General features: G+C 71.9%; 22 protein-coding genes, 1 tRNA gene and 2 pseudogenes. 14 read left to right on the top strand and 11 right to left on the bottom strand.

Going from position 1 to position 23,680, the window contains the following annotated elements; all coding sequences use genetic code 11:
- Window positions 1-5: 5 nt before the first annotated feature.
- The 12 genes from H9L41_RS15685 (at window position 6) to H9L41_RS15730 (ending at window position 12,403) form a co-directional block, all read left to right on the top strand.
- Complete coding sequence (locus H9L41_RS15685; protein ID WP_028444617.1) at window positions 6-287, top strand: MoaD/ThiS family protein; 282 nt, start codon at window positions 6-8, stop codon at window positions 285-287.
- Window positions 284-2,101 (top strand): CoA transferase, encoded by a 1,818-nt coding sequence (locus H9L41_RS15690; protein ID WP_028444618.1) that lies wholly within the window; start codon window positions 284-286, stop codon window positions 2,099-2,101. Before H9L41_RS15685 ends, H9L41_RS15690 begins: the two co-directional genes overlap by 4 nt.
- Window positions 2,098-3,747 (top strand): class I adenylate-forming enzyme family protein, encoded by a 1,650-nt coding sequence (locus tag H9L41_RS15695; RefSeq protein WP_028444619.1) that lies wholly within the window; start codon window positions 2,098-2,100, stop codon window positions 3,745-3,747. The genes H9L41_RS15690 and H9L41_RS15695 overlap by 4 nt, the downstream gene beginning before the upstream one ends.
- A complete protein-coding gene (locus H9L41_RS15700; protein ID WP_245589156.1) occupies window positions 3,741-4,919 on the top strand; it encodes an acyl-CoA dehydrogenase family protein in 1,179 nt (392 codons plus the stop codon). Before H9L41_RS15695 ends, H9L41_RS15700 begins: the two co-directional genes overlap by 7 nt.
- Window positions 4,916-5,680 carry an MFS transporter gene (locus H9L41_RS24990; RefSeq protein WP_265583805.1) on the top strand — a complete coding sequence of 255 codons (765 nt, stop codon included), beginning with the start codon at window positions 4,916-4,918 and terminating at the stop codon, window positions 5,678-5,680. The genes H9L41_RS15700 and H9L41_RS24990 overlap by 4 nt, the downstream gene beginning before the upstream one ends.
- The gene (locus H9L41_RS24995; RefSeq protein WP_265583806.1) at window positions 5,626-6,093 is read left to right on the top strand and encodes a hypothetical protein; all 468 of its coding nucleotides are present in this window, start codon (window positions 5,626-5,628) and stop codon (window positions 6,091-6,093) included. Before H9L41_RS24990 ends, H9L41_RS24995 begins: the two co-directional genes overlap by 55 nt.
- Before the next feature lie 55 nt (window positions 6,094-6,148).
- Window positions 6,149-6,583, top strand: coding sequence for a copper uptake system-associated protein (locus H9L41_RS15710; protein WP_034605879.1), 435 nt, complete (start codon window positions 6,149-6,151; stop codon window positions 6,581-6,583).
- Window positions 6,584-6,601: 18 nt separating this feature from the next.
- Window positions 6,602-7,252, top strand: coding sequence for a TonB-dependent receptor (locus H9L41_RS25000; protein WP_265583807.1), 651 nt, complete (start codon window positions 6,602-6,604; stop codon window positions 7,250-7,252).
- Between the two features lie 8 nt (window positions 7,253-7,260).
- Window positions 7,261-8,625 (top strand): TonB-dependent receptor plug domain-containing protein, encoded by a 1,365-nt coding sequence (locus tag H9L41_RS25005; protein WP_265584062.1) that lies wholly within the window; start codon window positions 7,261-7,263, stop codon window positions 8,623-8,625.
- 264 nt (window positions 8,626-8,889) lie between these two features.
- Window positions 8,890-9,261 carry a TonB-dependent receptor plug domain-containing protein gene (locus H9L41_RS15720; RefSeq protein ID WP_187523463.1) on the top strand — a complete coding sequence of 124 codons (372 nt, stop codon included), beginning with the start codon at window positions 8,890-8,892 and terminating at the stop codon, window positions 9,259-9,261.
- Between the two features lie 134 nt (window positions 9,262-9,395).
- Entirely contained in the window at window positions 9,396-10,877 is a 1,482-nt protein-coding gene (locus H9L41_RS15725) for a TonB-dependent receptor plug domain-containing protein (RefSeq protein WP_187523464.1), read from the top strand.
- A gap of 134 nt (window positions 10,878-11,011) precedes the next feature.
- A complete protein-coding gene (locus H9L41_RS15730) occupies window positions 11,012-12,403 on the top strand; it encodes a PepSY-associated TM helix domain-containing protein (RefSeq protein ID WP_028444624.1) in 1,392 nt (463 codons plus the stop codon).
- 61 nt (window positions 12,404-12,464) lie between these two features.
- Here H9L41_RS15730 and H9L41_RS15735 read toward each other — a convergent pair whose 3' ends face one another.
- The 9 genes and pseudogenes from H9L41_RS15735 to H9L41_RS15775 all read right to left on the bottom strand — a co-directional run bounded on the left by H9L41_RS15735 (window position 12,465) and on the right by H9L41_RS15775 (window position 20,148).
- Complete coding sequence (locus tag H9L41_RS15735; protein WP_028444625.1) at window positions 12,465-13,292, bottom strand: ferritin family protein; 828 nt, start codon at window positions 13,290-13,292, stop codon at window positions 12,465-12,467.
- Between the two features lie 25 nt (window positions 13,293-13,317).
- Window positions 13,318-13,749 (bottom strand): nuclear transport factor 2 family protein, encoded by a 432-nt coding sequence (locus H9L41_RS15740; RefSeq protein ID WP_028444626.1) that lies wholly within the window; start codon window positions 13,747-13,749, stop codon window positions 13,318-13,320.
- Window positions 13,746-14,471: an SDR family NAD(P)-dependent oxidoreductase gene (locus H9L41_RS15745; protein WP_265583808.1), complete on the bottom strand. Its 726-nt coding sequence runs from the start codon at window positions 14,469-14,471 to the stop codon at window positions 13,746-13,748. Before H9L41_RS15745 ends, H9L41_RS15740 begins: the two co-directional genes overlap by 4 nt.
- Window positions 14,472-14,533: 62 nt before the next feature.
- Entirely contained in the window at window positions 14,534-15,106 is a 573-nt protein-coding gene (locus H9L41_RS15750) for a DUF3833 domain-containing protein (protein WP_245589157.1), read from the bottom strand.
- The gene (locus H9L41_RS15755) at window positions 15,103-16,326 is read right to left on the bottom strand and encodes an MFS transporter (protein WP_265583809.1); all 1,224 of its coding nucleotides are present in this window, start codon (window positions 16,324-16,326) and stop codon (window positions 15,103-15,105) included. Before H9L41_RS15755 ends, H9L41_RS15750 begins: the two co-directional genes overlap by 4 nt.
- 88 nt (window positions 16,327-16,414) lie before the next feature.
- A pseudogene (locus tag H9L41_RS26250) lies at window positions 16,415-16,855 on the bottom strand (chalcone isomerase family protein); the annotation flags it as partial.
- Between the two features lie 3 nt (window positions 16,856-16,858).
- Window positions 16,859-18,079, bottom strand: a complete 1,221-nt coding sequence (locus H9L41_RS15765) for an SAM-dependent methyltransferase (protein WP_034605880.1) — start codon at window positions 18,077-18,079, stop codon at window positions 16,859-16,861.
- Window positions 18,076-18,854 (bottom strand): annotated as a pseudogene (locus H9L41_RS15770) (DUF1365 domain-containing protein). Before H9L41_RS15770 ends, H9L41_RS15765 begins: the two are co-directional and overlap by 4 nt.
- A gap of 1 nt (window position 18,855) precedes the next feature.
- Window positions 18,856-20,148: an NAD(P)/FAD-dependent oxidoreductase gene (locus H9L41_RS15775; protein WP_028444633.1), complete on the bottom strand. Its 1,293-nt coding sequence runs from the start codon at window positions 20,146-20,148 to the stop codon at window positions 18,856-18,858.
- Window positions 20,149-20,264: 116 nt separating this feature from the next.
- On the opposite strand from H9L41_RS15775, the gene H9L41_RS15780 reads away from it, so the two are divergent.
- Window positions 20,265-20,876 (top strand): TetR/AcrR family transcriptional regulator, encoded by a 612-nt coding sequence (locus H9L41_RS15780; RefSeq protein WP_028444634.1) that lies wholly within the window; start codon window positions 20,265-20,267, stop codon window positions 20,874-20,876.
- A 461-nt stretch (window positions 20,877-21,337) separates the two neighbouring features.
- Here the strand turns inward: H9L41_RS15780 and H9L41_RS15785 are convergent, their stop codons facing one another.
- Together H9L41_RS15785 and H9L41_RS15790 are read right to left on the bottom strand one after the other, a co-directional pair.
- Window positions 21,338-22,114, bottom strand: a complete 777-nt coding sequence (locus H9L41_RS15785) for a substrate-binding periplasmic protein (RefSeq protein ID WP_084299731.1) — start codon at window positions 22,112-22,114, stop codon at window positions 21,338-21,340.
- 169 nt (window positions 22,115-22,283) lie between these two features.
- Window positions 22,284-22,359 (bottom strand) — tRNA-Thr (locus tag H9L41_RS15790).
- A gap of 224 nt (window positions 22,360-22,583) precedes the next feature.
- Between H9L41_RS15790 and H9L41_RS15795 the strand changes: the two genes are divergently transcribed.
- Entirely contained in the window at window positions 22,584-23,675 is a 1,092-nt protein-coding gene (locus H9L41_RS15795; protein ID WP_028444636.1) for a PQQ-dependent sugar dehydrogenase, read from the top strand.
- Window positions 23,676-23,680 lie beyond the last annotated feature (5 nt).

The raw sequence follows: 23,680 nt of genomic DNA on the forward strand, positions 1-23,680 counted from the left end.
CCCGCATGCCCATCACCCTCAGCATTCCAACCGTCATGCGCAGCCTGACCCAGGACCAGCGCCTGCTCGACGCCAGCGGCCAGACCGTGCTGGAGGTCATCGACCACGCCGAGGCGCGCTATCCGGGCCTCAAGGCGCGCCTGGTGAACGACGGCCAGGTGCACCGCTACGTCAACATCTACGTCAACGACGACGACATCCGCTTCGCCGCGGGCCTGGCCACGCCGGTGCGGGACGGCGACAGCCTGACCATCCTGCCGGCCGTGGCGGGCGGAGCGCCGGCTTGAACGCGCCCGCCATGCCCCTGGCCGACCTGACCCTGGTCGGACCGTGGGCGCAGCCGCACCCGGCCCATGCCGCGCTCGCCGCTTCGCTGTGCCGGCAGGCCCGCGCGCTGGGCATGCGGGTCCGGGCGCAGCCCGCAGACTCCGCCGGCGCGCTGGCGTTTTCGCTGCGGCTGGCGGAACAGGCCGTCGACTGCCGCATCCTGGGCGGGCTCGACGGTGCGCCGGCCAGCGAATACCTGGTGCAGGCCGCCACCGGCCTGATGTCGGTGCATGGCCGCGCCAACGCCGGAGCGGCGGCGCTCGGTCTCGACTACGTCGCCACGCTGACCGCCACGCTGGCGCTGCAAGGCGCGCTGGCCGCGCTGCTGGCGCAGCGCCGCGGCGCGGCCGTCGACCGCTGCGAGCTGTCGATGGCGTCGGCGGCGCTGCTGGCGGTCGGGCAATACCTGGCCGGCGCGACGGTCGAGGACGGCGCCGAGCGGCTATTGCCCAGCAGCTGCCCGCCGGAGGCGCGGCCGCCCTTCGTCTCGGCCGACGCGGTGGTGTTCGAGCTGGAAACGCTGGATGCCGAGCCCTGGCGCGCCTTCTGGGCCGAGATCGGCATCGCGGCCGACTGCGCCGGCCAGGGCTGGCGCGCCTTCCAGCTGCGCTACGCCAAGGCGGTGGCGCCGCTGCCGGCCGAGCTGGCCGCGGCGCTGTCGCAGCGGCCTTATGCCGACATCGCCGACGTCGCCCGCCGCCACGGCGTGGCGATCTGCCGCCAACGTGCAGGAGCGGAACGCCGCGCCGACGGCGATCTGCCGCCGCCGGACCGGCCGTGGGCCTTCCGGTCGGCCGGCACCGGCGCCGGCGCTGCCGCGCTGCCGCCGCTGCAGGCCGGGCTGCCCCTGGCCGGGCTGACCGTGGTCGAGTCCTGCCGCCGCATCCAGGGGCCGCTGGCCGGCCTGCTGCTGCACCGGCTCGGCGCCGGGGTGGTCCGCATCGAGCCGCCCGGCGGCGACCCGCTGCGCGGCATGCCGCCGATGGCGGGCGATTGCTCGGCCCGCTTCGACGCGCTCAACGGCGGCAAGCGCATCCGCGAGATCGACATCCGCACCGCGGCCGGCCGCGACGCCGCACTGACGCTGGCGGCCGGCGCCGAGGTCTTCCTGCATAACTGGGCGCCGGGCAAGGCCGAGCAGTTGCGGCTCGGCGCCGAAGACCTGCACCGGGCCAATCCGGACCTGGTCTATGCCTACGCCGGCGGCTGGGGCGCGGGCGCGGCGGTCGACCTGCCGGGCACCGATTTCATGGTCCAGGCCTGGTCCGGCGTGGCCGACCGGATCGCCGCCGCCGGCGACGGGCGCGGCGGCTCGCTGTTCACCGTGCTCGACGTGCTCGGCGGCGCGGTGGCCGCGCTCGGCATCGTCGCCGCCTTGCTCGCCCGCTCGCTCGGCCACGGCGGCGGCACGGTCGAGAGCGCCTTGCTGGGCGCCGCCGATCTGCTGACGCCCGGCTCGCCCGAGGCGCCGCCGCCCGCCCTGCAAGGATTGTTCGCCACCCGGTCCGGTCTGCTGGCCATCGACTGCGCCGAACCGGCCAGCTTGCAGCGCCTGCTGGACGCGGCCGGCCTCGCCCGGCCGGACCGCGCCACGCTGGCCGAAGCCTTGCGTACCCGCACGGCGGCCGACTGGCAGGCCGCGCTGGCGGAAGCCGGCGTGCCGGCCGTCCCGGTCGCCGAAGACCTGGCCGCGCTGGCCCGGGATCCCCGTTTCGCCGCATGCCTGGACCTGGCGGGCTATGCCCGCGTCCGTTCTCCCTGGAGCTTCCGATGAATCCTGCCGGCATCCTCGACCTCATCCCCGCCCCGCTGCGCCGCCAATGGGCCGATAGCGGCCTCTACCCGCAGCAGACGGCATTCCAGATGTTCCGCCGGCATGCCGCGGAACGGCCGCAGCAGCCGGCCGTGCTGTCGCAGGGCGAAAGCGTCGGCTACGGCGAGCTGCTGGAGCGGGCGCGCCGGCTGGCGACCAGCCTGCGCCGGCTCGGCATCGTGGCCGGCGACGTGGTCGCCTACCAGTTGCCCAACGGCTGGCGCAGCTGCGCCATCGACCTGGCGGCCGCCGCATTGGGCGCGGTGGCGGCACCGTTCCCGCCCGGCCGCGGCCGGCTCGACCTCGAAGCCCTGCTCAAGCGCTGCCAGGCGCGCGCGCTGGTGGTGACGCCCGAGCACGGCGGACTCGACCTGTGCGAACTGGTCGAGTCGCTGCGGCCTGGCTGCCTGTCCCTGCGGCTGCTGGTCGTCGACGGCCCGGCCCGGCCCGGCTGGCAGCAGCTCGATGCGCTGCTGCAGGCCGAACCGATCGCCGATGCGGCGCTGCCCGATGTCTGTCCGGACAGCCCGGTGCGGCTGCTGGTCTCGTCCGGCACCGAGGCCGAGCCCAAGCTGGTCGCCTATTCGCACAACGCGCTGCTGGGCGGCCGCGGCCGTTTCCTGCGCAATCTGCACGACGGCGGCGGCGAATTCCGCGGGCTCTACCTCGTGCCGCTCGGCTCGGCCTTCGGCTCCAGCGCGACCTTCGGCGCGCTCAGCTACCTGGGCGGCTCGATCGTGCTGCTGCCCCAGTTCGACGTCGGCCAGGCGATCGCCGCCATCGCGGCGTTCCGGCCGAGCCACCTGCTCGGCGTACCGACCATGCTCCAGCGCATCGCCGCCGACCCGGCGCTGGCCGGCATCGACAAGACCAGCCTGCGCGCCGTGGTGAGCGGCGGCGCGGTGGCCGACGAGGCCACCATCGGCCGCTGCCTCGAAGCGTTCGGCTGCGGCTTCGTCAGCTTGTACGGCTCGGCCGACGGCGTGAACTGCCACAACCGGCCGGGGGATGGCAGGGAGGTGGTGCTGCGCAGCGTGGGCCGTCCCAATCCGGACGTTTGCGACATCCGCATCGTCGACGAGGACGGCCGATCCTTGCCCTACGGCGAGGTCGGCGAAATCTGGGCGCGCGGGCCGATGAGCCCGATGCAGTACGTCAACGCGCCGGAGCTCGACGCCGCCTACCGCGATGCCGAGGGCTGGGTCCGCACCGGCGACCTGGGCCGCCTCGACGGACAGGGCTATCTGCAGCTGTGCGGGCGCAAGAAGGACATCATCATCCGCGGCGGCGCCAATATCAGCACGGTGCAGATCGAGCGGCTCGCCACCGCCCATCCCGACGTCGTCAGCGCCGCCTGCGTGCCGGTGGCCGACGCCGACCTCGGCCAGCGGGTCTGCCTCTGCCTCTACCTGCGCGAAGGCGCGCCGCGGCCGAGCCTGGCCGAATGGACCGATTTCCTGCGCAGCCGCGGGCTGGAGGTGCACAAGCTGCCCGAGTACCTGCGCTACTACCGGCAACTGCCGCTGACCCCGGCCGGCAAGGTGGACAAGCGCAGCCTGGCGCAGGATGCCGCCGGCCTGGCGCCGTCGCAGGCGCAGCCATGCTGACCCCGCTGCCTGCCGGCATGCCGAATGCCGCAGCGGTGGCTGCCGCCGAACTGGCGCAGGCCTGCCGCCGCTTCGTCGACCGGCACATCGTGCCGGCCGAACCCGCGCTGGCCGGCAGCGACGCCGACGGATTGCTGGCCGGACTGGCCGGCGCGGCGCGGCAGGCCGGCCTGTGGGGCGCCTTCCATCCCGGCGGCCGGCTGGATCGCCTGCAGGACTACCTGGCCGTGGCCGAGCAGGAAGGCCGCTCGGAATTCGGGCCGACGGTGTTCGGCAGCGACACCGCGCTCGACGCTCGGCTGCTCGAGCGTTACGGCAGCGCCGCCGTGCGCGCGCGCTTCCTGCCGCCGCTGCTGCGCGGCGAGGCGGTCGCCAGCTATGCCATGTCCGAGCCCGACGGCGTCGGCTCGATGCCCTCGACCATCGCCACCACCGCCCGCCGCGTCGACGGCGGCTGGCGGATCGACGGCCGCAAGTGGTTCATCTGCCGCGCCGACCGCGCCAGCTTCGTCACGGTGGTCGCCCGCAGCGGCGAGGACGGCGGCCGCGCCCGCCTGTCCATGCTGCTGGTGCCGGCCGATGCGCCGGGCTTCCGCATCGTGCGCGAGCAGGCCGTGCTCGGCCGCGTGCAGGGGCAGTGCGAGCTGGCCTTCGACGGGGTCCGGGTGCCCGACGACCACCTGCTGGGCGAGCTGCACCAGGGCCTGACCCTGATGCATTGGCGGCTGGGCCTGGGCCGGGTGCTGCGCAGCGCGCAATGGCTGGGCCTGGCCCGGCGCAGCGTCGAACTGATGCTCGCCCGCATCGCCGCGCCGCGCGGCAGGCTGGCCGACCTGGCCGGCAAGCAGCTGATCCGCCGCCACGTGTTCGAGTCCGAACTGGCGATCCGCAGCGCCCGCGCCCTGCTGGCCGAGGCGGCCGGCCTGCTCGACGACGGCGGCGACGGCGAGGTGGCGGTCAACCTGGCCAAGGTGGCCGCCAGCCGCGCGCTGTGCCAGGCCGCCGACTCGGCGGTGCAGGTCTGGGGCGCCGAGGGCTTGTGCGACCGCTCGCCGCTGTCGGGCATCTACCGCGCCGCGCGGGCGACGCGCATCCTCGACGGCACCGACGAAGCGCTGATCAATGCCGTGGGCAAGCAGCTGATCCGGTCGGGCGCCGGGGTACCGGCATGACCTCCACCCTCGCGCCGGCCGCCGTCGCCCGCCCGCTGCTGCGCCTGCTGGTGGTCGCCGCCATGACGCTGCCGATGCTGATCCTCTATGCCGTCGGCGTGCTGGGGCCGTCGCTGCAGCGCGACCTCGGCATCGGCCTCGCCGCGGTCGGCCTGCTGCCGATGAGCTGCTTCGGGCTGGCCGCGCTGCTGTCGCTCGGCGCCGGCCAGGTGGTGGTCCGGCTGGGTTCGCAGCGGGCGCTGGCGCTGCTGTTCGCCTCGGTCGCGCTGGCCTATGCGCTGCTGGCCGGCCTGCCCGGCCTGGGCGGCGTGATCGCCGCCATCGCCGTCTGCGGCCTGGCGCAGGCGCTGGCCAACCCGGTCACCAATCTGCTGATCGCCGAGCAAGTTCCGCCCGCCGAGCGTGCCGGGGTGGTCGGCCTCAAGCAGAGCGGCGTGCAGTTGGCCGCGCTGCTGGCTGGCCTGCTGCTGCCGACCCTGTCGCTGTGGCTGGGCTGGCGCGGCGCGCTGGCCGGGCTGGCGCTGCCGGCCCTGCTGCTGGCCGCCGCCGCCCTGGCGACCCTGCCGCCGGCCACCGCGGCCGGCCAGCCCTGGCGCTGGCTCGCGCCGAACCGCCCGCTGCGTCTCTTGATGGGCGTGCAGCTGTGCGCCGGCATCGGCCTGTCCGCCTTCGTCACCTACCTGCCGACCTTCGCCGCGGGCGGGGCATGGCGCCGCAGTCGGCCGGCGCCCTGCTGGCCGCCTTCGGCCTGGCCGGCATGATCTCCCGCATCGTCCTGACGCCGCTGGCCGCCCGTTCGCGCGCCGAAGCGCGGCTGCTGTTCGGGCTGCTGCTGGCGGCCGCGCTGGCCGTGCTGCTGCTGCGGCAGATGGCCGCCGGCGAGTCGTGGCGGCCCTGGACCGCCGCCGTCGGCATGGGCCTGAGCGCCGTGGCCACCAATGCGATCGCCATGGGCCTGCTGCTGCGCAGCCCGGCCTTCGGCCCGACCGCCATCGCCTCGGGCCAGTTGTCGGCGGCCTTCTTCGGCGGTTTCGCGCTCGGCCCGCTCGGCTTCGGCGCGATCGCCGCCGCGGCGGGCGGCTTCGCCGCGGCCTGGCAGGCGCTGACCGCCGTCCTGCTGGCCGGCGCGGCACTCGCCGCCTGGCTGGCGCGGCAAAGGCCGGAGCAGCCGTGACGGCGGCTGGCGCACTGCAACCCGACGAATTCTGACCGACCAAGAGGAGCACTCCATGCATATCGACATCCATCGCGCCCTCGCCGCCGGCCTGCTGGCCGCGGCCTTGAGCGGGGCCGCCATCGCCGGCGATCCGGCGCAGGACATCCGCGACGTGATCGGCCGCACCTACGACAAGCCCGACGCCAAGGTGGACGTCGCGCCGGTGGTGGTCGAGCAGGACTACGCCGTCGCCGGCTGGCTGCAGGGCGAACGCGGCGGGCGCGCCTTGCTGCGGCAGCAGCAGGGGCAATGGCAGATCCTGCTGTGCGCCGGCGACGGCCTGCGCAGCGCCGACGGCCTGGTGAACGCCGGGGTGCCGGCCGCCGTGGCCCAGCGCCTGGCGGCACGGCTGGGCGGCGCCGAAAAGGGGATCGACGCCTCGCGCCTGCACCTGTTCAGCCTGTTCGGCAACGAGGGCGGCAACGCCAGTCATCACGCCCATCCCTGACCCGCTCCGCCCCCCACCATGATCAAACCGCACATTCTCTCCCGCTCGATCGCGCTGGCCCTGGCCGGCCTGGCGCACGCCGCCGATGCAGTCCAGGAACGCATCGAGGTGGTCGCCAAGCCGATCGTCGAGGACAACCGCATCGACGACTACGCCGCCAGCTCGGCCGTGATCGGCGAGCGCCAGCTGCGCGACCTGGGCGCCGTCGACCTCGCCTCGGCGCTGCGGCGCGCGCCCGGCGTCCAGATCTCGCGCTACAACCCGGTCGGCGCCTTCGGCGGCGACCAGGGCGGCGCCGTGTTCGTCCGCGGCCTCGGGCTGAGCCGCCCCGGCAGCGAGATCAAGACCTACATCGACGGCGTGCCGTTCTACATGGGCCTGTGGAACCACCCGCTGCTCGACCTGCTGCCCATCAACGGCATGCGCTCGGTCACCGTCTACAAGAGCCCCAGCCGGCCGTCAGCGGCAACAACTTCGCGGCCGTCGACCTGCGCGCCAAGCGTGCGCTCGAAGACGGCCTGCATGGCGCCGTGCGGCTGTCGGCGGGTTCCTTCGACACCGTGGTGGAACAGGCCGAGCTGCAGGGCAAGCACGGCGACGTCGATTTCTCGTTGGCGCAGGGCTACGCCCGCTCCGACGGCCACCGCAGCCATGCCGACGGCGAGCTGAAGAACCTCATGGCGCGCGTCGGCCTGCGGCTGGACGCGCACTGGCGGCTGGAGGCCGGCCTGGTCCAGGTCGACAACCGGGCCGGCGATCCAGGCGACGAGCGCCTGGCCAGCCCGGCGGTCGCGCCGCGCTACGACACCGAGGCGACCCTGCTCTCGTCCACGCTGCGCCATGCGCATGGCGACTGGCAGGGCGAGCTGCGGCTGTACCGCAGCCGCGGCGAGGGCAACTGGCTGGACCAGCCGGCGCCGGACGGCGACACCTACAGCGATTTCCGCCTGAGCGGGCTGCGCTGGCAGGAACGCTTCAGTCCCTGGAGCGGCGGCGAGCTGCTGGCCGGCATCGACCTCGACCGCATGAGCGGCGAGGCCCGCTTCGCCCGCGTCGCACCGGCCCCCGCCAGCCGCTTCGAGGCGCCGGACTTCCGCATCGACTCGCCCTACCTGGCCCTGAGCCAGCGCATGGCGCTGGACGAGGACTGGCTGCTGCAGCCGTCGGCCGGCGTCCGCCACTACCGGCACAGCGACTTCGGTTCCGAAACGGCGCCGCAGGCAGGCCTGGCGCTGATCTCGAAGCGGCTGACGCTGTTCGCCAACGCGTCGCGCGGCGTCAACTATCCGGGCCTGGAGACGCCGCTGCTGGCCTCGCTGATCCCGCCGCTCGGCCAGAGCTGGAAGCAGCTCGACGCCGAACGGCTCGACCATGCCGAAGTCGGCTTCAAGTTCAGCCCCGACGCCGCGACGCAGCTGGACTTGAGCCTGTTCCAGGACGAAGTGAAGAACCGCTACGTGTTCGGATTCCCGCCCGAAGTGCCGCCGCCGCCGCAGTTCATCAACCTCGGCGCCTACCGCATGCACGGCGTCGAGCTGTCGCTGCGGCAGGCGCTCGGGACGGACTGGACGCTGTTCGCCGGCCTGACGCTGCTCGATCCCAGCATCGACCACCTGCCCTACTCGCCCAGGCGGTCGGCGACGCTGGGCCTGAACGGCCAGCTCGGCGGCTTGCGGCTGGCATTCGACGCGCAGTACCAGTCCGAGGTGTGGGCGCTCAACCGGGCGCGGCGGCAGGCGCGGTCAACGCCGAGCAGGTGGCCGGCTTCGCCGTCGCCAACGTCCGCGTCGCCTACCCGCTGGCGGCGCTGGGCCGCCAGGGCGAGCTGTTCCTCGACCTGGAGAACCTGTTCGACCGCCGCTACGGCTACCGGCCGGGCTACCCGATGCCGGGACGGTGGGGCGGCTGGGCCTGGCGGCCGGCTTCTAGCGTCCTGCTCCGCCCGGCGCCTTGGCCCGGCATCGGCGCCGGCATGCGCCGCGCGGCCGCCGGGACCGGCTTGCGACCATTTGCCGCAGGAAGCGACGGCGGCCATGGGCTAGGCTGCTCCGCCCTAGCCCGGGGCCGTTTCCGCGCGCCGGCCGTCGTGCCGCCGCAAGCCGCCCGCGCGGCGTCGGGCGATGGGCCCGCAGGCCGCCTGCGGCGCCCGATGCGGACCGGGCGCGGCCATCGCCCCGCCCGGCGCCGGTTTCCCGCGCCATTTCCCTGGATCAGAAGATGAATACCCCGAAACTGCTCTGCCTCATGATCGCCTCGCTCCCCTGGCCGCCCGGGCCGCGGACGGCGAAGCGGCCGACCGGATCGAAGTGCTCGGCGCCCGCCTCAGCCATCTCGAAGCCGCCGCGCTCGGCACCAGCGACACCGCCCGCTCGCTGGCCGATCAGCCCGGCTACAGCGTGAACGCCGCGGGCGGCGTATCGGCGCTGCCGGCATTGCGCGGCCTGGCCGACGACCGCATCAAGATCCTGCTCGACGGCGCCGAATCGACGGCCGCCTGCGGCAACCACATGAACGCGCCGCTCTCCTACGTCAGCCCCGGCCAGGTCGGCAGCGTGCGCGTGATCCCGGGTCTCTCGCCGGTCAGCCTGGCGGCGACAACATCGCCGGCGTCATCGCCATCCAGTCGGCCGCGCCGATCTTCGCCACGGGCGAGGCGCCGCTCGCCGGCGGCGCGCTGACGCTGCAGTCGCGCAGCGTCGACCACGGCCTGGCGGCCAGCGCCTCGGCCAGCCTCGCCGGCGAGCGCCTGAGCATCGCCTACAGCGGCGCCACCAGCCGCGCCGACAGCTACCGGGACGGCAACGGCGACAAGGTGCTCGACACCCTCTACAAGGCCACCAACCATGCGCTGACCCTGGCCGCCCGCGCCGGCGACGGCATCTGGACGCTCAAGCTCGGCGGGCAGGACATCCCCTACCAGGGGTTCGCCAACCAGTACATGGACATGACCCGCAACCGCAGCGCCTTCGGCAACCTCGGCTACGCGGGCGGCTTCGGCTGGGGCCGGCTCGACGCGCGCGCCTACTGGCAGAAGGTGAAGCACGAGATGGGTTTCTTCTCGGACGAGCGCATGGGCATGATGCCGATGAGCACCGAGGGACGGAACGAGGGCTACCGCGTCCAGGCCGAGCTGCCGGCGGCCGAGGGCGTATTGCGCCTGGGCCACGAGCTGCACCGGACCCGGCTCGACGACTGGTGGCCCGCCGCACCGGGCTCGATGATGATGGAGCCCGACCCTTACCTGAACATCAACGGCGGCCGGCGCGACCGGCTCGCTTTCTTCGGCGAGTGGGAAGGCAAGCTGGCGGATCGCTGGAGCGGCACGTTCGGCCTGCGGCACGAATCGGTCCGGATGGACACCGGCACGGTGCAGAGCTACGGCTGCGGCATGATGTGCGCCGAGGACGATGCCGCCGCCGCGGCCTTCAACGCCGCCGACCGCGGCCGCCGCGACCGCAACCTGGACCTGACGCTGGTCGCGCGCCACCAGGTGGACGACACCTTCGGCTACGAATTCGGCGCCGCGCAGAAGACCCGCTCGCCCAATCTGTACGAGCGCTACAGCTGGGGCCGCGGCACCATGGCGATGGCCATGATCGGCTGGTTCGGCGACGGCAACGGCTACGTCGGCAATCCCGACCTCGCGCCGGAAGTGGCCCGGACCCTGAGCGCCACGGCCGACTGGCGCGCGGCCGATCCGCGCGGCTGGCAGTTCAGCGCCACGCCGTTCTACACCAAGGTGCGCGACTACATCGACGCGGACCGTCTCGGCACGTTCAGCCCGGTCGCCGGTTCCACCAAGGCGCTGCTGCGCTTCGCCAACCACGACGCCACGCTCTACGGTCTCAACCTGGCCTGGCAGGCGCAGGCCTGGTCGTCCGGCGCCTGGGGCACCGGCACCCTCAAGGGCAAGATCGACTGGACGCGCGGCAAGCGCGACGACGGCGGCGACCTCTACCACGTCATGCCGCTCAACGCGCTGGTCGCGCTGGCGCACAGCCAAGGCGCCTGGTCGGGCGAACTGCAGCTGGAGCTGGTCGCCCGCAAATCGCGCGTCGACGAACGCCGCGCCGAGGACGTCACGGCCGGCTACGGCCTGGTCAACCTGCAGGGCCGCTATGCGATCGCCAAGCCGGTCGAGCTGATGCTGGGCGTGCGCAACCTGTTCGATCGCCGGTACGATCTGCCGCTCGGCGGCGTGAACCTCGCCGAGGCGGGCGCCAGCGGGCGCGGCCTCGGCCCGCTGGCGGGCCAGGGTCGCTCCGTCGATGTGGGGGTGGTCGTCAAGTTCTGATGCCCGCCAGGGCACGAGGGCTCGCCCCGTGCCCTGCGCCGGCCGCCACGATTTCCCCTGCCCGGCCTGCGAGCACCCTGCCCTGTCCGGCCGCCGCGACGGCGGGCCCGGCGAGTCGAACCGGAGAACCTGCCATGCCTGCCCAGCCGACCCCGGCCAGTCCCGAATCCGCCCTGTACCGCCGCGTCTGGCGCTGGCACTTCTATGCCGGCCTGGTCTGCCTGCCCTTCCTCGCCCTGATGGCGCTGAGCGGCGCGCTGTACCTGTACAAGGAACCGATCGAATCGCAGGTCTACGCCTCGCTGCGCTCGGTCCCGCCGACGCCGGGGCCGGCCCTCGACGCCGAATCGCTGGTCGCCCGGGCGCTGGCGGCCGAAGCCGGCGAAGCCGTGCGCTACGTCGCACCGGCGCAACCCGGCCGCAGCGCCGAGGTCGGCATCCGCACGGCCCGGGGTTCGCTCACGGTCTACCTCGACCCGGCCGGCGGGCGGGTGCTCGGCCGCCTGCGCGACGACCGGAAGCTGATGGAAGTCGTCAAGCATATCCACTCGCTCGAGATCGCCGGCACGGCGGCGAACCACTGGATCGAGGTGGTGGCCGGCTGGGCGATCGTGCTGGTCGTGTCGGGCGTCTTCCTGTGGTGGCCGCGCGGCCGCTCCGGCGGCGTCTACAGCGTGCGGGGACGGCCCGCCCGGCGCATCTGGTGGCGCGACCTGCACGCCGTCACCGGCGTCTTCGCCGCCGCGGCGATCCTGTTCCTCGCCGTCACCGGCATGCCGTGGTCGGCGTTCTGGGGCGAGCGCTTCGGCGAACTCTCCAACCGCTGGGGCGTCGGCCTGCCCAAGTACCTGTGGGGCGAGAAGCCGGAGTCCTCGCCGCCGCTGGCGAGCCTGGGCGAGGTGCCCTGGACGCTGTCGCGGGCGCCGCTGCCGCAGTCCGGGCCGCACGCGGAGCACGCCCCGACGGGGTCGCCGGCCCAGGCGCCGGCGGCCGGGCCGGCCGCGCCATCCATCGGGCTGAACGAGGCGCTGCGGCTGTTCGCCCGGCTGGACCTGCCCGCCGGCACGCCGGTACGGCTGCCGCGCGGTCCGCGCGGCGTCTATACCGCGACGCTGTTCCCCGACGACGTCCGGGCCGAGCGCGTCGTCCATCTCGACCGCTACTCGGGCGCCGTGCTGGCCGACGTCGGCTACCGCGACTACGGCATCGTCGGCCGCCTGGTCGAGTGGGGCATCAGCCTGCACACCGGCCGCCAGTTCGGCTGGGTCAACCAGCTGGTGATGCTGGCCGGCTGCCTGTCCATCGTGCTGCTGGCGGTCACGGCCGTGGCGATGTGGTGGAAGCGCCGCCCGCGCGGCCGCCTGGCCGCGCCGCCGCGCCGGCCCGGCGATCGCGCGGCGCTCGGCGCCATCGCCGTCGCGCTGCTGCTCGGCCTGCTCTACCCGCTGCTGGGCGCCTCGATGCTCGCCGCGCTGCTGATCGACGCCGCGGTGCCGCAGCGCTGGCACGAACGCTTCGGCCTGTGAGCCGAGGGCGGCCCGGCCCGCCGCGGCGACGCCGCCCCGACGACAGCGGCGCCCTGGCCGGCTAGACGGGCTGCAAGCCCTTGCGGTAGCGCTTGAGCTCGGCCACCGATTCGAATTTCTGCCCGAACAGGCTCGACAGGTTGCGCAGGATGCCGCCCACCACGCGGGCCTCGCAGTCGGCGTCGAACGCGATCTGTTCGTCCAGCCAGCGCTCCAGCCAGGCCGGATCGGGCAAGCGGGACTGGATCGTGTCGCGCGGGAATTCCGCCTGGGATACGTGCAGGTTGGTCGGGTGCAGCGGCTTCCCGGCCCGGCCGGGGCTGGCCATCAGCACGCCCAGCCTGGCGAAGGCGGCGCGTGCCTGGTCGCCGAACCGCGCGACCGCGCGCTTCATGTAGCGGAGGTAGGCGCCGGCGTGGCGGGCTTCGTCCCGCGAGAGCAGGCCGTAGATATGGCGGATGACCGGCTCGGTATGCCAGTCGGCTGCGCGGCGGTACCACTGGGTCAGGCGGATTTCGCCGCAGAAGTGCAGCATCAGCGTATCGAGCGGCGGCGCGGGATCGAAGTCGAATCGGACCGCGTGCAGCTCCGCCTCGCTCGGCATCAGCTCCGGGCGAAACCTGCGCAGGTATTCCATCAGCACCAGCGCATGCTTCTGCTCCTCGAAGAACCAGATGGACATGAAGGCCGAGAAGTCCGAGTCGTCGCGGTTGTCGCGCAGGAACATCTCGGTGGCCGGGAGCGCCGACCATTCGGTGATGGCGTTCATCTTGATCGTCCGCGCCTGCTCGTCCGTCAGGCGCGCGGCATCGAACGCATCCCATGGCACGTCGCTCGCCATGTTCCAGCGGGCCGCCTCGAGCGAGGGAAACAGTTCCTGGTAAAGCATCGTGGTTCTCCGGTCGGCGATTGACCTAGCCCGCGCGGAAGCGGCGCCGCAGCCAGGCGACCGGGCCGCCCAGCAGCGGCATGCGCTGCCACAGCTCCCCGGCCGGGTCCCAGTAGTCGCGGTGGGACACCACCTGCCCCGCCAGGTCGAAATGCAGCAGGCTGCTGCCGTGCACGCGGTACTCGCGCCTGCCCAGGCCGAACAGGAAGTCCCAGCTCACGAACAGCCTGCCGTCCTGGGACACCCGCTCCAGCACGACGAAGCGAGGCGCACGGGTGGTTTCGAACATGTGCCGGAACACGCGCATGATGGCCGCATGCCCGCGCACGTCGTTGAACGGATCGGTGAAGCGCGCATCGGGGTGGTAGTAGTTCGGCAAGGCCTGCAGGCTGTCGGGGCTGAGGCTGGCGTACCAGTCGATCAGCGCGTCCTGCGCGGAGGGAAGGTCGGGCTTCATGTCGGCCTCATCAATCGATCGAGCAGCGCGAAACGCCAGCGGTAGGGCAGCATGCTGGCCCACTTGAGCGGCAGCGTGAAGCGCTTGGGGAAGGCGATCTCGAACCGCCCGGCCCCGAGCCCCGCCAGGATGGCCCGGGCGGCCTGCTCCGGGGTCTGCAGCGAGGGCATGGCGAAGTCGTTCTTCGCGGTCAGCGGCGTGCGCACGAAGCCGGGGTTGACCAGGTAGACCCCGAGGCCGTGCGGATGCAGATCGAGGTACAGCAGCTCGGCCAGGTTGATCATGGCGGCCTTGGTCGGGCCGTACACGGTGGCATTGGGCAGGCCCATGTACCCGGCGACGCTCGCCAGCAGGACCAGGCCGCCGGCCCGTCGGGCCATCATGCCCGGCAGCACCGTGCACAGGCCGTAGTAGACGCCGGAAAGATTGGTCTGCACCGTGCGCCCGGCCTGGGCGGGCTCGAGCTGCCAGGCGCGCTGCGGCTGGTAATCGGCCGCGCAGAACACCACCAGGTCGGGCGCCGGCCAGCGCTCGGACAGCCGTCGCCACGCCTGCGCCCAGGCGGCGGCGTCCGACACGTCCAGCGGCAGGACGCATGCGCCGGGGCAATCCCGGGCGACCGTGTCCAGCGCGTCCTCCCGGCGCGCCGACAGGGCCAGGACGGCCCCCTCCCGCGCCAGCGCACGGGCGAGCGCCGCGCCGATGCCGCTCGATGCGCCCACCAGCCATACGCGTCGGCCCTTCCATTCCTGCAGGCGGGGGTTCAGCGGTCCGGGCCACATGGTCAGCCCGCCTTCCGGAAGAACAGCGTCACCTGCCCCAGCTCGACGCCGAACTTGCGCATGCTGGAGCGGTTGACCATCACTTGCGGATCGATCAGGTACATCCAGTCGTCGAAATCGACCGCATAGGTCTCCCCGTCTACCGGCAGCATGAGGGTGTATCGCCATTGCAGGGCATTGCCCGACTGGACGCCGGCCGCCTCGCCGACGACATCGCCGGCCGTTCCCCGCCAGCGGCCGTCGCCTGCCGGCGTCAGCCGCCACACGCGCTGCTGGCGCGTACCGTCCTGGTAGCGGAAGCTTTCCTCCAGCACCAGCTGGTCGCCCTCGGTACGGCTGGCGATGTCCACCTTGAAGCGCTTGAGCACCTTGCCGTCGCGGTCCTGGAACATGCCCCAGGCCTCCACCGGGCCGGCGAAGTACTGCCGCAGGTCCAGCACCGGCCTTTCGGCCCGGTAGTCCTCCACCCGCTGGGTGGCGCACGAGGTCGCCAGCAGGCCGGCCGCCAGGGCGAGCAGCCCCCGGCCGATCGCCGACCGGCAGGCCGACTGGAAAATCATGACGATCTGGCTCATGTGGATACTCCGGTTCGACACTGCGGAAACGCTTCGCGCAAGCGCGACGAGCTCGCCCAGGCGCCCAGCTTCAGCAGGCAGGGCAGGCCGGCGTAGCAGGCGGCGAGCGCCCAGTGGCCGCGGGCGCCGGGCTGATAGCCGAGCAATGCCAGCAGCGGCAAGGCCAGGCCGGTACTGGCCAGCGCGAGCTTGCCCACCGCCTGGAGGACGCCGTAGGCGGCGGTCAGGGGCAGCTCGGGCCGCAGCCGCCGCGCCAGCAGCACGGCCGGCAGGCAGAGGTCGGCCCCGAGCGCCAGGCCGGACAGCAGGCAGACGACGGCGAATGCGCCCGCCTCGCCCTCGCCCAGGCACGAGGCCCACGCGAAGCAGGCGACGGAAAGCAGCATGCCGCCCCGCCAGGCCCTCAGCGGGCCGATCGCCGCGGCGATGCGCTGCCAGGCGGGCAGGCCCGCGGCGGCGGCCAGGAAATAGAGCGCGAGCGACGCCCCGGCCCATGCGGGCGATGCCAGCTGGTCGGCGACGAAGAACAGGACCAGCGTGGACGGCAGCGCGACGGCGACCGCATTGAGCGCATACGGCAGCAGCAAGGGCCGGACGGCCTCGTCTGCGGCGAGCTGCCACCAGGCCAGGTCCGGCGCGCGCGCCGCGGGCTGCCAGGGTGGCGCGTGGCGCAGCAGCGCCGCCATGCCGACGAACAGGCACAGGGCGAAGCAGATCGAGAAGCCCAGCATGCCCTCGGCCGGCGAACCGGCTTGCCGGAGCCAGGCGGGGAGCAGGCTGGCGGCGCATACGCCGGCCAGGCCGGCCAGTTCGCGCAGGGCGCTGGCCTCGAGCTGGAGGCGACGGGAATCGGACAGGCGCGCTCCCCAGGACAGGTAGGCCAGATTGATCGCGCCATGGGCGGCGCAGCTCAGGAACAGGCAGGCCGCGACCCAGCCCAGGCGGGCAGGATCGCTCAGCGATGCCGGCGGCTGCCACAGCGCGGCGAAGACGACCGCCAGGATCAGCGCCGCGATCGCCAGCGCCTCGCGATGGACGCCGCGCGCGCGATACCGGTCGAACCGGCTGCCGAGCCAGGGATCGAGCAGGGCGTCGAACAGCCGGGTGGCGAACAGCACCGCCCCTATGCCGGCCAGCGGCAGGCCCAGTCCGCGCGTGAAGTAGTCCGGCGCCAGGATGTAGATCGGCATCGCGACCATGGCCAGCGGCGCGCCCAGCAAGGCGTAGGGCCACACCTTCATCGCGCGCCCCCAGCAATGCCTTGCGCAGCGACGGCGCCCGCGTGTTCGGGCTGAGCCAGATATCGAAGAAGGCCCGGGCGAAGGCATCGTCGTCGATGGCGGCGGTCTGCCGATCCCCGAAGAAGAAGCGCGCCCCGCGTCCCGGCAGGTACACGCCGGTCAAGGTGTCGCCGGACGACACGTCGACGAATGCCTGGCGCATCCAGCCGCGCCACGTCGTATGCAACTGGTCGCGCGGCAGCTCGGGATGGAGGTGTTCGATCTCTGCGATGCTCCGCTCGACGAACTGCTCCCGGCCGATGGCCGTGAGGTAGCGCAGCTGCAGCGCGAAGGGCCTGGCCGGCGACACCTCGCCGGCCTCGCTCCACAAGCTCGCCTCGTAGATCCGGAAGCCGAACCAGCGGAATTCGCCCTGACCGACGATGCGTGCCTGCGGCAGCAGCGCCTGCCAGGTGGACGCGCCGGCCGGGCCCATCAGCAGCAGTGCGAGGCATGCCGCGCGCCACATGGATCAGGCCTCGCGCTGGAGCATGAACTGGTAGACGTCGATGCTGCCCATGTCGAAGCCCGCCTCGCAGTACTGGAAATACAGGCGCCAGATGCGGATGAACGCCTCGTCGAAACCCTGTTCCCGCACGGCGTCGAGCCGGCCTTCGAAGCGTGCGCGCCAGCGGCGCAGCGTCTCGGCGTAGTCCCGGCCGAAGGCATGCCGGTCGAGCACGCTCAAGCCCTGCCCGGCCGCGCGCTCGGCGAACACCGCGGGCGACGGCAGCATGCCGCCTGGGAAGATGTATTCGCGGATGAAGTCGCTGCTCGCGCGGTAGCCGGCGAAACGCGCATCGTCGATGGTGATGGTCTGGATCAGCGCCCGGCCGCCCGGCTCGAGCCGCTGACGGACGGTATCGAAGTAGCGCGCCCAATAGCTCTCGCCCACGGCTTCGAACATCTCGATCGACACGACGGCGTCGTATCGGCCGTCCAGATCGCGATAGTCGCGCAGCTCCAGGTTCGCCAGCGCGCCGCAGCCCGCCGCGGCCACGTGCCGCTGCGCCAGCTCCCACTGGGCCTGCGAGATGGTGATGCCGTGCACCTGGATGCCGCGGCGGGCGGCATGGATGGCGAAGCCGCCCCAGCCGCATCCGATCTCCAGCACCCGCATGCCGGGGCGCAAGCCGAGCACGTCGACGATGCGCTGGTACTTGGCGGCCTGCGCCGACTGCAGCGACTGCGCCGGGTCGTCGCCGAAGAGCGCGCTCGAATAGGTCCAGCTCGGATCGAGCCAGAGCGCGTAGAAGGCATTGCCCAGGTCGTAGTGCGCATGGATGTTGCGGCGGCTGCCCGCCCGCGTGTTGCGGCGCAGCCGATGGAGCAGCGCATACCACAGCTTGCCCGGCCAGCTGCCGCCGAAGGCGGACGTCAGCACCGCCTCGTTGCGCAGCGCCAGGCCGATGAGCGCCGTCAGGTCGGGCGAATCCAGCCAGCCCTGGCGATAGGACTCGGCAAACCCGATGTCGCCCGACCGGAGGATGGCGGAGCAGGCGCGCCAGTCCGCCAGGCGCAGTTCGGCGGCGTCGCCGCCGTGGCTGCCGTAGCGCAGGACCTCGCCGCCCGGGAGGTGCAGGGTCAGCGAACCGACCTTCAGGCGTTCGAGCAGGGCCAGGAAAATGCGGCCGCCCGCGGGAATGCGCCCGGCGGCGGGCAGCCGCGCGGCGAGACTGGCAAGCTGGTTCATGCTTGGCTTCCTTCTGTATGGGAATGGCTCAGGGCCTGCTCCGGCGGAGACGGCTTGGCGAAGAACGGCACCTTGCGGTACCAGAGCCGCAGGGCCTGCAGATGGATGCGCGCGACGATGCCGAAGGTCAGCAGGGGCTGGCGCAGCACGGCGCCCCACAGCTGCCGGAAGGTGAACGGCCGGCGCCTGCCGCCGACCGAGGTCCGCAGCAGGAGGCCGGCCCGGTCGAAATAGTCGATGCCGACAAACGCGCTGGCCGCGGTGTCGCGCAGGCGGAATTGATAGCGTCCTTCCACCTGGCAGAACGGAGAAACGTGGAAGACCTTGCGGCATTGCAGCACCTGGCCCACGGCGATGGGCGCGGCGCCCTCGGCCGAGAGCAGGTAGCGGTGCCGTTCGCCGAAGGTGTTGCGCACATCGGCGAGCAGGGCGATCAGCTGGCCCGCCGCGTCGTGGCAGTACCAGAAGCTGACGGGATTGAAGGCATAGCCGAACAGCCGGGGAAAAGTCTGGAGCCAGATCGCCCGTCCGCCGGCAAGCCCGCCTCCGCCAGCAGTCCGCGCATCCAGCGGCCCGGCTCGCCGGCGCCATCGCCGTAGTCGCGGCGGCGCAGTCCGACGAGGTGCGGGCGATCCACGCCGAACCACCAGCGGTCGAGCGCATCGAGGCGATCGACATCGAAGCGCAGGCAGAACACCGGGTAGACGAAACGGTTGCGGACCGGCCGCAAGCGCTCGTGCATCACCTGGCCGCAGAGGAGGAAGGCCGCGTCCATCTCAGCACCTCGCCCAGGCGGGCTGCAGGCCGAAATCGGCCGCCACGCGCAAGGCGGACTTCAGCCCGTCCTCGTGGAAGCCGTAACCGGTCCAGGCGCCGGCATACCAGGTGCGGCGGCGCCCTTGCAGCCCGGGCAGGCGCTGCTGGGCGGCCACCGCCGGGGCATCCAGCAGCGGGTGGGCATAGTGGAAGCAGCAGTGGGCAAGGTGTTCGGCCGGGCGGGCGAACGGGTTGAGCGTGACGACGACCGGTCGCTCGAACGGCAGAGGCTGCAGGCGATTGATCAGGTAGCTCACGCACACCGGTTGCCGGCCGTCCGCCTCGGTACGCCCCAGGTAATTCCAGGCGGACCACGCCTTCCTGCGCCGCGGCAGCAGGGCGGGATCGCTGTGCAGCCAGGCCACGTTGTCCTGGTAGCGCACCGCGCCCAGCACCTCCCGTTCGTCGTCGCCGGGATCATGGAGCAGAGACAGGCTGTCCGGCGCATGACCCGCCAGCACGATGGCGTCGAAGCGCTCCACCCCGTGCGCATGCTCGATCCGCACGCCCGCGGCATCGCGCCGCACGCTGCTGACGGGGCAGGCCAGGCGGATGTCCGGGATGGCGGCGGCCATGCGTGCGACGTAGGCCTTGCCGCCGCCCGACACCGTGCGCCATTGCGGACGGTCGTGGATCTGCAGCAGCCCGTGGTTCTGGCAGAACTGCAGGAACGAAGCGGCGGGGAAGCCGAGGATGTCCTCGGCCGGGCTGGACCAGATCGCAGCCGCCATCGGAATCAGGTAGCGGTCGGCGAAATCCCTGCCGAAGCCTTGCCGCCGCAGCAGGTGCCCGAGCGTTTCGCCGCTCTGCCGCGCGGCCGCGAGGTTGGCCTGCGCCAGGCGGTTGAAGCGCACGATGTCGCGCAGCATGCCCAGGAAGCGCGGGGAGACGAGATTGCGGCGCTGGGCGAAAACGGTATCGAGATTGCTGCCCGCCCACTCCATCGCACCGTCGTCGATCGAAACCGAGAAGGACATGTCGCTGGCGTGCGACTGCACGCCCAGCTCTTCGAACAATGCGACGAGATTGGGGTAGGTACGGTCGTTGAACACCAGGAAGCCGGTGTCCACGGGATGGACCTGGCCGTCGAGGTTCAGGTCCACGCTGTTGGTGTGGCCGCCGAGGTAACTGCCTTTCTCGAACAGGCTGACCGCGTACCGGCGCGACAACAGGTAGGCGGCGGAGAGGCCGGCGATCCCCGCGCCTACGACGGCGATGCGGCTACCGGCCGCGAATGAAGTATTGGCTTGCATGCCCGAGTCCAGGTTGAGGCGGCGACCTGACCGACGATCAGCACTTTGCGGATGGCCGGTGCTAAGATTGATACCAGCACGGAAATAACGCTACCACACAGTAAACGAAATTACCAATGAGTATTCTGAGCAAACTCAGCTTCAAGGATCAGGCCTTCAAACTGCGCGAGGACGCAATCCTCGATGCGACGACGCGCATCCTCGCCAGCAAGGGGTTCGACCTGATGACCATGGACGACGTGGCGCTCGAGGTGGGCATCTCCAAGCCCAGCCTCTACAAGCACTTCAAGTCGAAGGAAGATCTGGTGGCGGAAGCCATGATCCGTCTGCTCGATGGCGCCCAGGACTACTGGGCTGCCATGCCGGCCGACAGCGGGCCGCTGCAGAAGCTGAAGACCCTGCTGGAATGGGCCGTGCGGGTGCGGCTGGCGGGCGGCCTCCCCTTCCTGCCGTCCACCAGCCCGCAGGTGCGCGACATGCTCACGCGCAACCTGCGCTACGTCGCGAAGGTGGTGAAGCTGAACGGCACGCTCAAGGACACCGTCAAGCTCGCCAAGAAACAGGGGGAATTACGGCAGGACCTGCCGGACGACGTCATCCTGTTCAGCTACTACGCCCGCACCTGCGATCCCGCGGTGGAGTATTTGAGGATGTACGCCAAGATGGGCGAAGACGAAATCGTCGGGCATATGCTGCGCGTCTTCTTCGAAGGCGTGCAGGCCGGCTAGGCCCAGGCCGTTCCGCGAGAACGGCCGGGCCCGGCGCCTGCCGGCGCCGAGCGGCCGGCTTCGGCCACGGCGGCGCCAAGGCCGCGGCCGATACGATCGCATCGACTCGGCCGGCTTCACGAGCAGGCTTGCCGGCGGCCCCGTGGAAACTACATCGTCGCGCCGGGACGGCTGCCCCTGCCCGCCGCCAGCGCTTGCATGCCGCCGGATAGACAAGGGGTTACGTGCGATACACGTAAGCCCTTGTCTATCCTGGTACATGGGATCGGCGTCGAACCTGCGACCCTCGCATTGCAAAAGAGGGGCGCCAAACCTGATCCCTCGCTTCAGGCGGGACCGGTCCGTTTGCCACGGCCCCTTCCGGCAATGACCGGGCATATTCAAGCCAAGGCTTGCCGCGGCTCCGCATCGCTTCGGCGCGGAGCGGCCGCCGGGCGCACACACCCCGGCAGCCAACTGGCCTAGCGCCACCGCGATTCGATCTCCTTGTATTTGCCGTCCTTCATGATGGCCTCCAGGCCCTGCCCGAACTTGGCCGCCACGGCTGCGCCTGCAGGCGTGGCCTTCGTAAAGGCGATATAGAGCTCGGGCTCGGCGGTGATACCGACCGCCTTGAACTTTCCGGCGAACTCGGTCGGATGCTTTTCGAAGATGCTGTTCGCGACCTTCTCGTAGGCCACGGCATACTCGACGCGGCCGGCGGCCAATTTACGGAAACCGAGCACGTCCTGATTGCCCAGGCTGCGCTGGATCTTCGGATTCGTGTCGAAAGCCTCGCCGTATTCGTAACCGTTGGTCACCGCGACATTGCGCCCTTCCAGATCCTTGACGCCGATGTTCGACTGGCTGGAACCGGCCGGGGCATAGATATTGATGCGCGCCTTGAACATGGCCGGCTTGTGCCAGACGTAGTCGTTCTCCAGCGTACTGTTGCGGGCGGTGTCGAAGCAGCCCGTGATCTTGCCGCTCTTGGCCTCGGCCATGCAGCGCGCGTAGGGCATGACCTCCAGCCGAACGTCCACGCCGGCGGCCTTGAACGCAGCCGTCACGATGTCGACCGCCATGCCTTTCGCCTGCGTGCCCACCTTGCCGCAATACGGGTACCAGTCGTCTTCCGCGCCGATCACGACGGGCGCCGACCATGCGGACGCGCCCAGCAGGCAGAATGCCAGGAAATACGGTCTCATAAGCGCCCCCACGGCTGCACACGATTCTTCGGGATAGCCGATCCCGGGCATGACCGGACGCGCTGCAGACCAACGGTGATCCGCGATCCGTTCCTGCAGCCTCACCGCCGCGCGGGCAGCGCTCGAGCACGATCGCCGGCCGCAGGTGCACCGGCCGTCGAAGGGCGCCGAAAACGACAAAAGGGTTACGTGCGAGATACACGTAACCCTTTGTTTGTCCTGGTGCCGGAGATAGGAGTCGAACCTACGACCTTCGCATTACGAATGCGCTGCTCTACCAACTGAGCTACACCGGCATCACTGTTTCGGCCGGGGCCTGACAGAGCGCGGCATTCTAGCAACGTTTATCGGCGATGGGAACAGCCGCCGCCGCGGCGGGACAAAAAACCGTGGCCGCCGCCGCGCCCGGCCTTCCGGGCGGGCCGGCGGCATGCGCCAGGACCGCCGCGCCAGCCCGCGGCGACACGTCTATACTGGGCCGCCCGTTCGCCGGGCACGCCCCGATCGAGGAAATCCGCCCATGCTCCGCGCCCTCCTGCCCGTCCTCGCCGTCCTCGCCACGGCACCCGTCGCCGCCGCGCCGGCCGACGAGCTGCCGCTCGACCGCATCCGCCTGCCGGCCGGCTTCAGGATCGAGCTGGTGGCGCGCGTGCCCAATGCGCGCGCGATGGCCTGGGGCGAGCGCGGCACGCTGTTCGTCGGCTCGATGCGCGAGGGCAAGGTCTATGCGCTCAAGCCCGGCAGCAGCCAGCCGCTGGTGATCGCGCAAGGCCTCGACATGCCGGTCGGCGTGGCCTTCCGCCAGGGCGACCTGTACGTCTCGGCGGTCAGCCGCATCGTGCGCCTGCCCGGCATCGAGGGCCGGCTCGATGCGCCGCCCAAGCCCGAGGTGGTGCGCGACGACCTGCCCGGCGACAGCCACCACGGCTGGCGCTTCATCGCCTTCGGCCCGGACGGCAAGCTCTACGTGCCGATCGGCGCGCCGTGCAATATCTGCGACCGCGATGCCGACGGCTACGCCAACATCCTGCGCATGAACGTCGACGGCAGCGGCCAGGAGGTGTACGCCCGCGGCGTGCGCAATACCGTCGGCTTCGACTGGCAGCCGGGCAGCGGCAAGCTGTGGTTCACCGACAACGGCCGCGACATGCTCGGCGACGACATCCCGCCCGACGAGCTCAACCGCGCCGACCGTGCCGGCCAGCACTTCGGCTATCCCTATTGCCATGCCGGCGACATCGCCGACCCCGAGTTCGGCGCCAAGCGCGCCTGCAGCGAATTCGCGCCGCCGGCACGCAAGCTCGGCGCCCACGTCGCCGCGCTGGGCATCCGCTTCTACGGCGGCCGCCAGTTCCCGGCCGCCTACCGCGGCCAGGCCTTCGTCGCCGAGCACGGCTCGTGGAACCGCTCGAAGAAATCGGGCTACCGCGTGATGCGCGCCGTCATCAAGGGCGACCGCGTCACCGACTACCAGGTGTTCGCCGAAGGCTGGCTGCAGGACGAAAAGCCGTGGGGCCGCCCGGTCGACGTGCTGGTCGACCCGGACGGCGCGCTGCTGGTGTCCGACGACCATGCCGGCGCGGTCTACCGCATCCGCTACACCGGCAACTGATTCCC

Source organism: Chitinimonas koreensis, from assembly GCF_014353015.1.
Taxonomy (GTDB): Bacteria; Pseudomonadota; Gammaproteobacteria; order Burkholderiales; family Chitinimonadaceae; genus Chitinimonas; species Chitinimonas koreensis.

Coding starts and splice junctions, on each gene's coding strand:
- H9L41_RS15685 (WP_028444617.1), top strand. CDS start 6: ATGCCCATCACCCTCAGCATTCCAACCGTCATGCGCAGCCTGACCCAG.
- H9L41_RS15695 (WP_028444619.1), top strand. CDS start 2,098: ATGAATCCTGCCGGCATCCTCGACCTCATCCCCGCCCCGCTGCGCCGC.
- H9L41_RS15700 (WP_245589156.1), top strand. CDS start 3,741: ATGCTGACCCCGCTGCCTGCCGGCATGCCGAATGCCGCAGCGGTGGCT.
- H9L41_RS24990 (WP_265583805.1), top strand. CDS start 4,916: ATGACCTCCACCCTCGCGCCGGCCGCCGTCGCCCGCCCGCTGCTGCGC.
- H9L41_RS24995 (WP_265583806.1), top strand. CDS start 5,626: ATGGCGCCGCAGTCGGCCGGCGCCCTGCTGGCCGCCTTCGGCCTGGCC.
- H9L41_RS15710 (WP_034605879.1), top strand. CDS start 6,149: ATGCATATCGACATCCATCGCGCCCTCGCCGCCGGCCTGCTGGCCGCG.
- H9L41_RS25000 (WP_265583807.1), top strand. CDS start 6,602: ATGATCAAACCGCACATTCTCTCCCGCTCGATCGCGCTGGCCCTGGCC.
- H9L41_RS25005 (WP_265584062.1), top strand. CDS start 7,261: ATGGCGCGCGTCGGCCTGCGGCTGGACGCGCACTGGCGGCTGGAGGCC.
- H9L41_RS15730 (WP_028444624.1), top strand. CDS start 11,012: ATGCCTGCCCAGCCGACCCCGGCCAGTCCCGAATCCGCCCTGTACCGC.
- H9L41_RS15735 (WP_028444625.1), bottom strand. CDS start 13,292: ATGCTTTACCAGGAACTGTTTCCCTCGCTCGAGGCGGCCCGCTGGAAC.
- H9L41_RS15740 (WP_028444626.1), bottom strand. CDS start 13,749: ATGAAGCCCGACCTTCCCTCCGCGCAGGACGCGCTGATCGACTGGTAC.
- H9L41_RS15750 (WP_245589157.1), bottom strand. CDS start 15,106: ATGAGCCAGATCGTCATGATTTTCCAGTCGGCCTGCCGGTCGGCGATC.
- H9L41_RS15765 (WP_034605880.1), bottom strand. CDS start 18,079: ATGAACCAGCTTGCCAGTCTCGCCGCGCGGCTGCCCGCCGCCGGGCGC.
- H9L41_RS15775 (WP_028444633.1), bottom strand. CDS start 20,148: ATGCAAGCCAATACTTCATTCGCGGCCGGTAGCCGCATCGCCGTCGTA.
- H9L41_RS15780 (WP_028444634.1), top strand. CDS start 20,265: ATGAGTATTCTGAGCAAACTCAGCTTCAAGGATCAGGCCTTCAAACTG.
- H9L41_RS15785 (WP_084299731.1), bottom strand. CDS start 22,114: ATGCCCGGGATCGGCTATCCCGAAGAATCGTGTGCAGCCGTGGGGGCG.
- H9L41_RS15795 (WP_028444636.1), top strand. CDS start 22,584: ATGCTCCGCGCCCTCCTGCCCGTCCTCGCCGTCCTCGCCACGGCACCC.